The sequence below is a fragment of the Streptomyces sp. NBC_01257 genome, assembly GCF_035917255.1.
Taxonomy (GTDB): Bacteria; Actinomycetota; Actinomycetes; order Streptomycetales; family Streptomycetaceae; genus Streptomyces.
Genome location: NZ_CP108472.1, coordinates 575,830 through 588,117 on the forward strand (window position 1 = coordinate 575,830; position 12,288 = coordinate 588,117).

Consider the following 12,288-nt stretch of genomic DNA (forward strand, 5'->3'; position numbering starts at 1 on the left):
ACCCTCTCGGGATCAGTTGAGCCGGAAGACCGGCCCGCGGGGTGTGAACGGCAGGGAGGCACCCTGCGGGATGAGGAAGGCGTGCTCGCGCCGGATCCGCAGGGTGTCGCACCAGCCGTCGGTGATGAGGAGCAGCGGGGCCGTCGGCGGGAAGTCGTCGGCGCGCCGCAACAGGTCGACTCCGGGCTGGAGTTCGGTGCCGCCGCGGCCCCGGACCCTGACCCGGCCGGCGATCTCGGACGGCGGCAGATAGCCGGCGTCGTAGGCTGCCGCGTCGCAGAAGACGACGCGCGCCGCCGGTACGTCGCGGGCCTCCGCGTACGAGGCGATGGCGCCGAGGGCCTTGCCGAGCAGGACGGTGCTCATCGAGCCGGAGGTGTCGAGGACGACACCGAAGGTGCAGCGGGCCGTCTCCTCGGGCGGGAAGCAGCGGCCCGCGCGCGGGATGTCCGGTGTCGACGCCTGCCGCCGTGCCGGCCGCGCGTAGGACCGTACGGGCTCGGGGCGCGGGACGAACTCGTCGAACCAGCGGGCGAGTTCCGCGTCCCACGGCACGGGCGGGTGGGCCAGGGCCCGGATCTCCTGGACGAGTCCGGCGGGGAGCAGGCCGCGCTCGCCGTACCGGTGCAGGTCGAAGCCCTGGACCAGCCCGCGCCGGTAGAACTCGTCCAGGTCGGTGTACGCACGCGCCTTCGCGTGCGGCAGCGGCTCGTCGAGGATGTCGCCGGTGCCCCTGCCCCTGAGCGTCGCGAGGCGGCGCCGCAGGCGCAGGTCGCCCGCGATACGGTCGTACACCTCCTCGGCGGACAGGCCGCGCAGTTCGGGGTCGTACAGCAGCCCTTCGGGCATGTCGCCCACGCGCATCTGGACGAGCCAGTCGTTGACGACGTAGTCCGCGGCGACGTTGAAGAGGAACGAGTCGCGGCTGCCGCGGCGTTCACCGTGGCGCAGCGCGGCGTGCAGCATCTCGTGGGCGAGGACGAAGCGCCATTCCTCGTCGGTGAACGTGCGCAGCGGGTTGACGTAGATCTCGCCGGCCGCGGGGCTCACCGCGGCGACGGCGATGTTCTGCGAGCGGGCCAGTTCGGCGTCGGCCACGACGGTGAGGCCCGCGGCGATCCCGCCGAGCAGGGGGTAGGAGGAGACGAACCAGTTCAGGGCCCGGTCCCAGGGGCGTTGTGGTGCGCGCACCCCGGTGATGCTGTCCCGACGGCCGCCCGCCACGTCCATGGCGGCGGAGACGCTGCGGGTGAGCGCGTGGGCGAAGGCCGTCTCCCAGTCCGGCACGGCGGAGTTGTTCCAGGTCCGCCAGGTGGTGAGGACCTGGTCCGGGTGCGTGCCCGCGGTACCGCAGTGCTCGTACGCGGCGGGGATGCCGTCACGGCGCCAGCGTGCGGCGAGCTGCTCCTCGTCGCCACCGGGGTAGGAGTCCGGCAGGTCGGTGGGCGGACGCCCGGTGGGGTGCGTGAGCAGGAAGCGGTTGACGACCACGCAGCGCGCCGCGAGGTCGAACCGGTCGGGCTGTTCGCGCGGGTCGTCCGCGGAGGCCGGTACATGTCCGAAGCCCAGATGCAGCAGGCAGTGGGCCAGGGCCCAGGCCCACTCGGCCGGATCCGCCCGCTTGGCGGGGTGCAGGTGGAGGGTGCCGTTGGACGTGACGGCTGCCAGGCCCCCGGCCGGGGTCAGATCGCAGCCGGTCCTTCTGCACACGGATGCCTCGACGCCGGCGAAGGCGGGGTTGCGCTTCGCCATGGCGAGCCCGGCTGCGAACGCCTCGGTGGCCGGGTCGGAGGTGCCACCCGTGCCACCCTTCCCTCCCTTGCCGTTCCCCCGCCGGCCGGCGGCGAGGGTCATCGCCGCGCCTCGACGAGTCTCGGCATGTCGCGTGCGGCGTCGACGAGGAACCAGGCGGGCAGCACCGGCAGGCCGTCGGAGTCGTCCGCGATGACGGTCTGCGCGACCTCGACGGAGATCTCGGCCAGCTGCACGAGCAGCGACTTGGCCCGGTAGGAGGTCTGCCGCATCGCCGGGGACACGTGTTCCTTGCGCCGCGGCAGTTCCTTCACCAGCCGTCCGCGGAACGCCTCGGCCAGGTAGTAGAGCAGGTCGCGGTCCTCCGGTCGGGCGGGCCAGGAGGCGTCTCCCTTGAGGATCGCCTCGATGCCGAAGGTGTGGCGCACGATCTTGGCGTAGCCGCAGAAGGAGACGGCGTGGGTGGGTGTCAGCGTGCCGTGCACGACCACCTTCAGTGTCTCCTCGTCGATGTCCGGCCCGAATGAGTGCAGGGCGTCGGACAGCATGTGCCAGGACCGGGGTGTGGAGAACGGCTCCTCGGTCTTGGGCGGCTGCGACCAGAGGTGGTCGGGCCGGTCGACGAGGTAGTCCGTCACCCACGGGTGGATGCCGTTCTCCCCCGCCCACACCAGCCAGTCCGCCGCCGAGGCCCGCAGATGGACGTGGGTGAGGCGGTTGACGAGCGCGGAGGCGATGGGCCGCGCCAGCGCGTTGTCGGTGGCGCGGTTGCCGGCTCCGATGACGATCGACCCGGCGGGCAGCTCGTACGACCCGATCCGCCGGTCCAGGATCAGCGAGTAGAAGGCCTTCTGGACGTCGGGGGTGGCGGCGTTGAGCTCGTCGAGGAAGAGGCAGTAGGGCTCGTCGCGGGCGATGGCCTCCGGCGGGCAGAAGACGGAACGCCCGTCGCGGATCTGCGGGACACCGATGAGGTCCTCCGGCGCGAGCTGCGTTCCCAGGAGGCTGACGCACTCCAGGCCCAGCGATTCGGCGAACTTCCGTACGAGCGACGACTTCCCGATCCCGGGCGCTCCCCAGAGGAACACGGGCCGCACGGTCGCGAGCCCGAGGAGCAGTTCGGGGATCTGGGCGGGAGTGACGGTGACGGCGGCCTGCACGCTGAAGGGGTCCTTAGAGCCGGGGAGTCGGAGTCCGCCCAGTATGCGGAGGCCGGAAGATGCGCGCAGCCCAATTTCGTCCGGCGCGGAACGGGGACGAACGGGCTAGGAGAGGTAGCGGCGGAAGCCTTGCGCCAGTGCCTTGAAACCACATGCTTCGTAGAAGGTGTGGACGTACGCGTCGTCCGCCGCCAGCAGCTGGATCTTGTAGCAGCCCGCCGTCTCGCCCAGCCGGACGGCGGCGTCCATCAGCAGCCGGCCGACACCGTGACGCCGGAAGGAGCCGGCCACCACGACGTTCTCCACGAACAGGATGGCCCGTCCGCCGCGGGTGAGGTTCGGCATCACGAGGCAGTCGGCGGTTCCGGCCACAGCACCGTCGGCATCGGCCACCAGGACGGTACGTCCGCCCTGCCGCGACATGTCGGCCCACACGGCAGCCGCGGTCGTCCGGGACAACGGGGCGTCGTCGGGGTTCAGCTCGCCGTAGAGGGTCAGCAGATCCGGCAGATCGTCTTCGGCCGCTGTCCGCACGATGATCGTCATGTAGGGAGCCTAATTCGTGCGACGAGGCTCTCCACAGCAGCCGGGAGATCAGGTCCCGCATGTGTTCCGTGACATCGAACGTGACGCACAGCCGGCGGCCGCCCTGTCGAAGGACAACGCCTGCGCGTTACGGGCCATATGACCATCCGCCACGACCGCTTCGGGCCTGTCCCGCGGTCCCCACGGACCGGCGCGCCGCACCGGAATCGACGCACCGCGCGAGCCGTCCTGGGCACGGCCTCCCTCTCCCCGTGTCAGGGTGACGTCATGACCATTGAAGTGCGCCCGGCATCGGACTTCGACGATGTCCGCACCCTCGTCGGCCCGAAGTCACCGGCCGCCAACGTCTGCTTCTGCCTGAGCCACCGCATCCCGTCCGCCCTCAACAACGAGCTCCGCGGACCGGCGCGGGCAGAGTACGTGGCCGAGCTGTGCCGCAAGGAGCCCCCTCCCGGCGTGCTCGCCTACGACGGCGACGAACCGGTCGGCTGGGCCGCGGTCGCGCCGCGCGCGGACACCACGTTCGCGCGCAGCCGCAGGATTCCGCACATCGACGACCTTCCCGTCTGGTCGCTGTGGTGCATCCGCGTGCGGCCCGGTCACCGGAAGCAGGGGATCTCGCACGCCCTGATCACGGGAGCGGTGGAATTCGCCCGCACCCACGGCGCGCCGATGATCGAGGCCTATCCCCTCGACAACCGCGGCGCCAAGGCCGACCTGACGATGGCGTACGCCGGGCTGCGGAAGAACTTCGAGCGCGCCGGATTCACCCACGCCTCCGACACCACGTCCGTGCTGGCGGGACATCCCCGGGTCCTGATGCGTCTGGATCTGCGCTGATGGTTCGTCAGCACCGACAGGGAACCGCCACGTTCTCGGACCGGCAACCCGTCGCTCCCGTCCCCGCCATGGTCGAGCTGGTGCCCCGCTGGAGGGCGCCGCCCCGCTCAGGCCTCGTCGACCGGAAGGGCGTACAGCCTGGGCAGGTTGACGACGATCGCCTCCTGGGTGCTGCGGGCGATGACGACCACGGCCTCCTCGGCGGGGTCGGGGTTCTCCTCGCGGTGCGGGACGAACGGGGGGACGAAGATGTAGTCGCCGGGCGAGGTGCGCAGCCGTACCTCCTCCGGTTCGTCGCCCGATCCGTCGAGGAAGACGAACTCGGGGTGGCCGCTCACCACATGGATCGCGGTCTCGGACTCGCCGTGGTGGTGGTCGGAGGACGAGGTCGCGGGGGCCACGTGGGTCTGGCCCATCCACAGTTTCTCGGAGCCGACGGTCTTTCCGCTGATGGCGGCGAACCTGCGCATGCCTCCGGTCTGGGCGGTGTCGCCGTCCAGGGCGTCCGCACGGATGTGGTGCACGCGGGTGCGCAAGGGCGCGTCCGGGCGGCCCGGGGTGTCGTGGAGGTGGGGGTGGAAGCCCTCACCGGGGGTCGTCAGCGGCTCGCTCATGGCAGGGACGCTAGAGGGGTGCCGAAAAGGATGTCAAGAGGTGTCCATTGCGTTTCACCTGCGGCAATGTTCCCGCAATGAACGGGCGGAATGGCGGGAAACCCGGGTGTGGGGCGGGCCTTCGTGCATGATGTGGGCATGCATATCTCCGCGAAGGCGGACTACGCCACGCGGGCCCTCCTGGAGCTCGCCCGTGAGCCTGGCCGTCCCCTGACCTGTGAGGCCATCGCATCCTCGCAGGAGATCCCGTTCCGGTTCCTGAAGTCCGTGGTGGGCGAGTTGCGCAGAGCAGGCCTGGTGCGCAGCCAGCGCGGCTGCGAAGGCGGTTACTGGCTCGGCCGTCCGGCCGGTGAGATCTCGTTGCTGGACGTCGTGCGCGCTGTCGACGGCGAGGTGATCACTCTGCGCGGCGACTCGCTGGCCGGGCTCGACTATCCCGGGCCCGCCGTGGCCCTGCCCGGGGTGTGGCGCCGGGTCGAGGCGGAGGCCGCGGCGGTCCTCGGCGGTCTCACGCTGACGTCGCTGCTGTCCGAGGGCGTGCGCGAGCGGACGACCGGGGTCGGTGTCTCGTGACGGGGTCGCCGCTCCCGTCCCCGGTGGTGGAGGTCGTCGAGTACACCGATCCGATGTGCCCGTGGGCCTGGGGGTCGGAGCCCGTGTTCCGCAGGCTGCGGGCGGCCCTGGACGGGCGGGTGCGCTGGCGGCGTGCGTACGCGATCCTCTTCGACCACGACGACGACCCGCCGCCCGACCCGGCGGCCGAGACCGCCTGGTACGCGCGGTACGTGGAGGAGATCACCGCACACACGCTGGCGCCCCGGGCGGTCCGGCTGAGCCGGGTCGCGGCCAGTTCCTGGCCCTCCTCGCTGGTCGCCGGGGCTGCCGAGCTCCAAGGGGCCGCCGTGGCCGAGCGGGTGCTGCGGCGGCTGCGGGAGAGCGTGTTCGTACTCGGTGAACCGGCGGACACGCTCGCACGCGCGCTGGCCGCGGCGCGCGGTGTCCCGGGGCTGGATCCGGTACGGCTGGAGTCCGATGCCGCGTCCGCCGCCGTGCTCGAACGGGTCCGCGCGGACCGGGCCGAGGCGCGCCGGCCGGTGCCCGAGGTGCTGTCCGTGCAGGACGCGTCACCGCATCCCGGTGCCGCCCGGACGACCCTCGACGGCGGCAGCCGCTACGCGCTCCCGACTCTCCTGTTCCGCTCCCCCGCCGGCTACCGCGCGGTGCCCGGCCGGCGGCCCTTCGCCGCGTACGCGGCGGCGGTTGACGCCTTGTGCCCCGGGCTGCTGAGCGACCTCGCGCCGCTCCCGCCGGACGAGGCCCTGGAGCACCATCGCAGCCTGACCGGTCCCGAGGCGGAGCTGCTGGCGGAAGGCGGCCGGGCGCCTTCACACGCGGTCCGGGTCGACACCGGAAACGGCCCGCTGTGGCTGCATCCCCAAGAGGCCGCGGTGCACCCCACCACCACCCCCTGGGCAGCAACAGGGCTCTGACCTGCGGTCAGAGCCCGTCCCACCGAATGAGACACCGATTGGTGTCCATTGACAGACGCCCCGGACGGCCAGCAGGATGAGCCCATGCTCACGACGCACCCCGGTGTGGAGTGCCGATACGTGGATCTTCGGCGCACCTCCAGCGCACTCTGTCGCTGACCGCCCACCGCTCCGATCCGCAGGCGCCGCCTGACGCCCGCCGGCAGCACCGACCGCCCGCTGCCGCACCGGGCCGCACCTGCCCCCGCGCCTTCGCCTCCGTGCCCTCTCCCGTGCACGGAATGTCGTGATGTTGCCGCCCCGAGGGACTTCAACTCCCCTTCGGGAAAGCTCTCGTCCGGCACTCCCACCCCCTGTGGTGCCGTCGCCCCGTTCGGGACCCTCACACGTGTGCACGTGCACGTCTGTGGGCCTGCGTGCCCGTGTGCGCTCGGGGTGTGACGGTCCGTCCCGATGCGGTTCCGTATCACTGCCTCCTTCCGGCCGGTACCGCCCCGGTCCACTTCCGCCCGCCCTCCAGCCGCCTCCGCGGTCCGGCCTGCCCTGAACCGGGCGGGGCCTCGTACAGAGAGATCGAGATGTCTCCACGACTCAGCACCTTCCGCACCGGACCGGGTATCCGGCCCTCCCGTCGGGCCGGCAGCCTGCGTACCGCCGCCCTCGGGAGCGCCCTCGTCGCCCTGATCACACCCGCCCTGAGCGCCTGCGGCGGTGACGTCTCCGCGTCGTCCGGTGGCTCCACACTGAAGTGGGCCTCCTCCTACTTCCCCGGCCACTGGGACCCGGTGGTCTCGGGGAGCGGTGCACAGTTCCGCGAACTCGCCTTGGTTTATGCCTCGTTGACCCGGACTGACGAGAGCGGCAAGGCCGTTCCCGACCTTGCCGAGAGCTGGAAGTACAACGCCCGCGGTGACCTGATCACCTTTCACCTACGTCCCGGCCTGAAGTTCAGCGACGGCGAACCGGTCGACGCGACGGCGGTCAAGGCGGCCATCGAGCGGGCCAAGAAGCAGAAGAACTCCGCCCTGTTCGGAGATCTGACCTCGATCAGGTCGGTCGAGGCCAAGGGGCTGGACGCGGTGCTCCACCTCTCCCAGGTCGACTACCAGATTCCGCAGCTGCTCGGTGAGCGCGTGCTGCAGATCGCGAGCCCCAGGGCGGCGAAGGACCCGGGCAAACTGGACCAGAACCCGGTCGGCGCGGGACCGTTCGTCGTCAAGCAGCTGATCCCCGGCACCAAGGCCGTACTGACGAAGAACCCCGGCTACTGGGACGCGAAGAACATCCACATCGACGATGTCGAACTGAGCTCCGCCCCCGATGCCTCGACCGTCGTCTCGGGCCTGCAGACCGGTGTGTACAACTTCGCCGACCTCGACCCGAGTCAGGCCGACGCCGCGAAGAAGGCCGGCCTCGACGTCTTCTCCCAGCCCGGCTTCAACGCCTCCAACATCAGCCTCAACATCAACAAGGCGCCCTTCGACGACGACCGGGTCATCGACGCCGTGCGCCACGCGGTCAACCGCCAGGAGTTCGTCGACAAGCTGACGTTCGGCTACGGCGAGGTGACCGACCAGCCGTTCCCGAAGGGGTACGTCGCCTACGACCCGGAGTCGGCGGACCGCTACCCGTACGACCCCGCGAAGGCGAAGCAACTGCTCGCCGACGCCGGTCACAAGGCCGGTGACATCAAGCTGAACCTGGTCATCCCCTCGGAGGACCCGCAGGCCGAGATCGTCCAGTCGCAGCTGGCCGCGGTGGGCATCACCGTCACGATCAAGATCGACAAGAACTGGGCCACCCCGTTCTTCGCCAAGGACCTGACGTTCTCGCTGTATTCGACGACGGGTCGCGACTCCGCCGTACAGACACTCACCGCCCACTTCGGCCCCAACGGTCCGCTGAACCTCAGCACCCCGTACGAGCCGTCCGGCTTCGAGGCGGCCGTCGTCAAGGTCCGCCGCACGCCGCTGGACGCAACGGACTACACCGAGACCCTGCGGGAGGCGACCCGGGCGGGCCTGAAGAGCAAGGCGCTGGTGTTCACGTACTCCTCGCCGAACCTCTTCGCCAAGAGCAAGCAGGTCTCCGGCCTGCCGAAGAACCCCGCCCACATCGACTGGACCGGTGTGACCCTCTCCGGCCGCAGCTGACACCCACTCACGGAAGAGAGGAGGCAGACCCATGACGACGAACGTTCCTCAGGCCGGACCCGTCCGCCGCGGTTCCGTGGCCACGGCCAGGGCCCGGCACGCGGCAGGCCGCGTCCTGGCGGCTCTCGCCCGGTCGGTCGCGATCTTCGTGCCCGTGTTCCTGGTCGCGACGTTCGTGACGTTCGCCCTGCGGTCGATGAGCGGACTCAGCCCGGCGCGCATCCAGCTGGGCGAGGAGGCGACACCCGAGGCCATCCACCGGATCGAGGCCCAGTGGGGCCTCGACAAGCCCTTCCTGACGCAGTACTGGGACTGGTTCTCCGACGTCCTGCACGGACAGCTCGGCACCAGCTGGGTCAACGGCGCCGACATCTCGACGCTGATCGGACTCGGCCTGGGCGTGAGCCTCTCGGTCGCGACGTTCGCGCTGGTCATCGGGGTGGTCGCCGGCTTCGGACTGGGCACCCTGGCGGCGCTGAAGCGCACCACCGCCGTCGACCGCGCGATCACCGGCTTCGTCACCGTGATCTCGGTGATGCCGGCCTTCGTCGTCGGCATCGTGCTCGTCGCGGTCCTGGCGGTCGGTCTCCATCTGTTCCCCTCGGCCGGCTACATCCCGGCCGAGCAGGGCGTCGGTCCCTGGCTCGCGCACATCACCCTGCCCGCACTCGCGCTCAGCTTCGACGTCATCGCCGACGTCGCCCGCCAGCTGCGCAGCAGTCTCGTCGCGGCGTACGACGAGAACTACGTGACGGGCGCGGTGGTACGGGGGCTGAGCCCGCGGCGCATCTTCTTCGGCCATGTCCTGCGCAACGGTCTCGGTCCCGCGCTCGCCACCCTCGGCCAGAAGTTCCCGGCGCTGGTCGGGGCGTCCGTCGTGACGGAATGGATCTTCGGCCTGCAGGGCTTCGGCCGGTTCGCCAACGACTCCGCCCAGGCCGGCGACGTGCCCGCCGTGCAGGGGGTCCTGGTGGTGTCGATCGTGCTGGTCGTCTCCTTCAACCTGATCATCAATCTGGTGCTGGCACGTGTGATGCCGGCATCCCAGCGGGGGGTGTGACCCATGGTGCGCCGCGTTCTCTCACTCACCACCGGCCGGATCGCCGTCGTCATCCTCGCGGTCGTCGCGCTGCTCGCCGTTCTCGGCCCGTGGATGGCTCCGCAGGATCCGCTGGCCACCAGCGACAACGCGCTCTCGGCCGTGTCCGGCGCCCACTGGCTGGGCACCGACTACCTCGGCCGCGACGTGTTCAGCCGGCTCCTGGACGGTTCCCGCGTCAGTGTCCTCGGCTCGCTCGAAGTCGCGCTGATGGCCCTGGCCGTCGGGGCGGTCCCCGGCATCCTCTCGGTGTATCTCGGCCGGGCCTTCGAATGGTTCACGCTGCGGCTGGCCGACACACTGGTCGCGCTGCCGTTCCTGCTGTTCGCCATCGCCGTGATCGCCCTGCTGGGCAACGGCATCACCCAGGCCATGCTCGTGACGGGCGCGCTCGTCTCGCCGCTGTTCTACCGGGTGGCCAGGGCGGCCACGCTCGCCGTGGCCCGCTCCCCGTACGTGGAGGCAGCGGTCATCTCGGGGGCCTCCGTCGGATGGATCGTACGGCGCCACGTCTGGATCAAGGTGCTCCCGCCGATCGCGGTCGCGCTCGCCCAGACCATCGGCGTCGGCTTCGTCATCGTGTCGAGTCTGACGTTCCTCGGCATCGGGGTGCAGCCCCCGGCACCCACCTGGGGCGGGCTGCTCGCCTCGGACCTGGGCTACCTCAGCCACCAGCCCTGGGCCCCGGTGGCGCCCGCACTGCTGATCATGATCACCGTCTGGGCCTGCAACCTCCTCGCCGACGCCATCCGTGACGTCTCCGGCGAGGCCGGCCGGGCGCTCGTCAACCGGCGCAGGGCCCGGGCCAACCGCCTCGGCAGGACCGGTCCCGTCCCCACCGGAGGTTCACTGTGACGACGCTTTCGCAGAACATCGTCACCCGACACGCCGAACGCACCGTCACCGCCGACGGAGCCGTACCGGCGGCCGAGCCGGTGCTTGCCCTGCGCGACGTACGCATCAGCGACCGGGTCACCGACCGGGAGATCGTGCACGGCGTGAGCTTCGAACTCGCCCCGGGCAACGCGGTCGGCATCGTCGGCGAGTCCGGCAGCGGCAAGACGCTGACCTGCCGGGCCGCACTCGGCATCCTGCCCCCGCACTTCGACGTCTCCGGCGGCTCCATCGAGATCGCCGGAACCGACATCGCGACCCTGACACCGAGCCAGTGGACCGGTCTGCGCGGCTCCACGATCGGCGCCGTCTTCCAGGACCCGGCGTCCTATCTCAACCCGTCGATCCGGGTGGGTGCCCAGATCGCCGAGGTGCTGCGGGCCAAACTCGGGCTGAATCGGCGCGAGGCACGGCACCGCGCCGTCGAACTGCTGCGGGCGGTTCGGCTGCGCGACCCGGAGCTGGTCTACGGCCAGTACACGTACGAACTCTCCGGCGGCATGCTCCAGCGCGTCCTGATCGCGGCGGCCATCGCCGTCGAGCCGCGCACGCTGATCGCGGACGAGGCCACGACCGCGCTCGACGTCACCGTCCAGGCCGAGATCCTCGACCTGCTGGCCGAGCTGCGCGAGCGGACCGGTCTCGCGCTCGTCGTCGTCTCCCACGACCTGGCCGTCGTCGCCCAGCTGTGCGACGAGGTCCTGGTGATGCGGCAGGGCGTCGTGGTGGAGCGCGGCCCGACCCGGTCCGTCCTGCACGATCCGCAGCACGCGTACACCCGGCTGCTGATCGACGAGCACCACCAGTACGGCCTGGAGAAGTTCCTCGCACCGAAGGAGTCGTCGTGACCACGGAGACCGCGGACGCGCGGACGGACACCCCCGCGGAGGTCGCCGGCCCCGTCCTGGACATCGCCGGGCTGGAGGTGCGCTACGGCCGGGGCCGCCGGCGCCGGCGCGCCCTGCACGACGTCACGCTCGGCGTCTCTTCCGGCGAGACCGTCGGGCTCATCGGCGAGACGGGCTCCGGCAAGTCCACGCTCGCCCGTGCCGCGCTCGGGCTCGTGCCACTCTCCGCAGGCACCATCCGTATCGGCGGCGAGGACGTGAGCGCGTACGGCCACCGCCAGTGGCGCGCGCTGCGGCGCCGCGGCGTGGTCCAGTACGTCTTCCAGGACCCGCTGCGCAGCCTCGATCCGGACCTCACCGTCGAGGACTCGCTGACCGAACCGCTGCTCATCCAGGGCGTGCCGCGCAAGGAGGCGGCGGCCAGGGCCCGTTCGTTCCTCGACCGCGTCCACCTGGCCGCCGACCTGCTGGAGCGGCTGCCCGGGGAACTCTCCGGCGGCCAGCGGCAGCGCGTCGCCGTGGCCCGGGCGCTCGTCACCGAACCGCGGCTGGTCATCCTCGACGAGCCCGTCAGCGCGCTGGACTCCGCCAACCGCGTCCAGGTCCTGGAGATCCTCAAGGAGCTCCGGGACACCGGGGTGGCGCTCGTACTGATCTCCCACGACCTGGGGTCCGTGGCCGGGACCGCCGACCGCATCGCCGTCCTCTACCGCGGAGAGCTCGTCGAGGTGGGCGCCGCCCGGGACGTCATCAACCACCCCCGGCACGCCTATACCCGGCTGCTCGTCAGCTCGGCCCCGACCCTGCGCACGGGTCCCGCCGACCGGTCCGAACGCGAAGCCCTGCGTGCCCTGCTGAACGCCTGACCGGCCCGGAATCCGGACCCCCGTCC

General features: G+C 71.2%; 12 protein-coding genes. 8 read left to right on the forward strand and 4 right to left on the reverse strand.

The genetic code is table 11. The features are described from left to right. Nucleotides 1-12: 12 nt before the first annotated feature. The 3 genes from OG408_RS02540 to OG408_RS02550 all read right to left on the reverse strand — a co-directional run bounded on the left by OG408_RS02540 (nucleotide 13) and on the right by OG408_RS02550 (nucleotide 3,458). On the reverse strand, nucleotides 13-1,854 hold the full coding sequence (locus tag OG408_RS02540; RefSeq protein ID WP_326667899.1) for a vWA domain-containing protein: 1,842 nt from the start codon (nucleotides 1,852-1,854) through the stop codon (nucleotides 13-15). Next, nucleotides 1,851-2,912, reverse strand: a complete 1,062-nt coding sequence (locus OG408_RS02545; RefSeq protein ID WP_326667900.1) for an ATP-binding protein — start codon at nucleotides 2,910-2,912, stop codon at nucleotides 1,851-1,853. Before OG408_RS02545 ends, OG408_RS02540 begins: the two co-directional genes overlap by 4 nt. Before the next feature lie 105 nt (nucleotides 2,913-3,017). After that, the gene (locus tag OG408_RS02550) at nucleotides 3,018-3,458 is read right to left on the reverse strand and encodes a GNAT family N-acetyltransferase (RefSeq protein WP_285564027.1); all 441 of its coding nucleotides are present in this window, start codon (nucleotides 3,456-3,458) and stop codon (nucleotides 3,018-3,020) included. Nucleotides 3,459-3,725: 267 nt separating this feature from the next. On the opposite strand from OG408_RS02550, the gene OG408_RS02555 reads away from it, so the two are divergent. Continuing rightward, complete coding sequence (locus OG408_RS02555; RefSeq protein ID WP_326667903.1) at nucleotides 3,726-4,298, forward strand: GNAT family N-acetyltransferase; 573 nt, start codon at nucleotides 3,726-3,728, stop codon at nucleotides 4,296-4,298. A 107-nt stretch (nucleotides 4,299-4,405) separates the two neighbouring features. Here the strand turns inward: OG408_RS02555 and OG408_RS02560 are convergent, their stop codons facing one another. Beyond that, the gene (locus OG408_RS02560; RefSeq protein ID WP_266787336.1) at nucleotides 4,406-4,912 is read right to left on the reverse strand and encodes a cupin domain-containing protein; all 507 of its coding nucleotides are present in this window, start codon (nucleotides 4,910-4,912) and stop codon (nucleotides 4,406-4,408) included. Between the two features lie 138 nt (nucleotides 4,913-5,050). Here OG408_RS02560 and OG408_RS02565 point away from each other — a divergent pair, with 138 nt between their 5' ends. From OG408_RS02565 to OG408_RS02595, 7 genes are all read left to right on the forward strand, one after another. Continuing rightward, nucleotides 5,051-5,485, forward strand: a complete 435-nt coding sequence (locus tag OG408_RS02565) for an RrF2 family transcriptional regulator (RefSeq protein WP_266787334.1) — start codon at nucleotides 5,051-5,053, stop codon at nucleotides 5,483-5,485. 53 nt (nucleotides 5,486-5,538) lie between these two features. Then, the gene (locus OG408_RS02570; RefSeq protein WP_326674453.1) at nucleotides 5,539-6,402 is read left to right on the forward strand and encodes a DsbA family oxidoreductase; all 864 of its coding nucleotides are present in this window, start codon (nucleotides 5,539-5,541) and stop codon (nucleotides 6,400-6,402) included. A gap of 578 nt (nucleotides 6,403-6,980) precedes the next feature. Next, nucleotides 6,981-8,555 carry an ABC transporter substrate-binding protein gene (locus tag OG408_RS02575; RefSeq protein WP_326667905.1) on the forward strand — a complete coding sequence of 525 codons (1,575 nt, stop codon included), beginning with the start codon at nucleotides 6,981-6,983 and terminating at the stop codon, nucleotides 8,553-8,555. 31 nt (nucleotides 8,556-8,586) lie between these two features. Continuing rightward, a complete protein-coding gene (locus OG408_RS02580; RefSeq protein ID WP_266787328.1) occupies nucleotides 8,587-9,615 on the forward strand; it encodes an ABC transporter permease in 1,029 nt (342 codons plus the stop codon). Nucleotides 9,616-9,618: 3 nt separating this feature from the next. After that, nucleotides 9,619-10,509 (forward strand): ABC transporter permease, encoded by an 891-nt coding sequence (locus tag OG408_RS02585; protein ID WP_285564033.1) that lies wholly within the window; start codon nucleotides 9,619-9,621, stop codon nucleotides 10,507-10,509. Beyond that, a complete protein-coding gene (locus tag OG408_RS02590) occupies nucleotides 10,506-11,396 on the forward strand; it encodes an ABC transporter ATP-binding protein (protein ID WP_442806001.1) in 891 nt (296 codons plus the stop codon). The genes OG408_RS02585 and OG408_RS02590 overlap by 4 nt, the downstream gene beginning before the upstream one ends. Next, nucleotides 11,393-12,262: an ABC transporter ATP-binding protein gene (locus tag OG408_RS02595; RefSeq protein ID WP_285564034.1), complete on the forward strand. Its 870-nt coding sequence runs from the start codon at nucleotides 11,393-11,395 to the stop codon at nucleotides 12,260-12,262. Before OG408_RS02590 ends, OG408_RS02595 begins: the two co-directional genes overlap by 4 nt. Nucleotides 12,263-12,288 lie beyond the last annotated feature (26 nt).

Excerpts from the sequence above, each read along its gene's own strand:
- OG408_RS02540 (WP_326667899.1), bottom strand. The coding sequence starts at position 1,854 with ATGACCCTCGCCGCCGGCCGGCGGGGGAACGGCAAGGGAGGGAAGGGT.
- OG408_RS02550 (WP_285564027.1), bottom strand. The coding sequence starts at position 3,458 with ATGACGATCATCGTGCGGACAGCGGCCGAAGACGATCTGCCGGATCTG.
- OG408_RS02555 (WP_326667903.1), top strand. The coding sequence starts at position 3,726 with ATGACCATTGAAGTGCGCCCGGCATCGGACTTCGACGATGTCCGCACC.
- OG408_RS02560 (WP_266787336.1), bottom strand. The coding sequence starts at position 4,912 with ATGAGCGAGCCGCTGACGACCCCCGGTGAGGGCTTCCACCCCCACCTC.
- OG408_RS02565 (WP_266787334.1), top strand. The coding sequence starts at position 5,051 with ATGCATATCTCCGCGAAGGCGGACTACGCCACGCGGGCCCTCCTGGAG.
- OG408_RS02570 (WP_326674453.1), top strand. The coding sequence starts at position 5,539 with ATGTGCCCGTGGGCCTGGGGGTCGGAGCCCGTGTTCCGCAGGCTGCGG.
- OG408_RS02575 (WP_326667905.1), top strand. The coding sequence starts at position 6,981 with ATGTCTCCACGACTCAGCACCTTCCGCACCGGACCGGGTATCCGGCCC.
- OG408_RS02580 (WP_266787328.1), top strand. The coding sequence starts at position 8,587 with ATGACGACGAACGTTCCTCAGGCCGGACCCGTCCGCCGCGGTTCCGTG.
- OG408_RS02585 (WP_285564033.1), top strand. The coding sequence starts at position 9,619 with ATGGTGCGCCGCGTTCTCTCACTCACCACCGGCCGGATCGCCGTCGTC.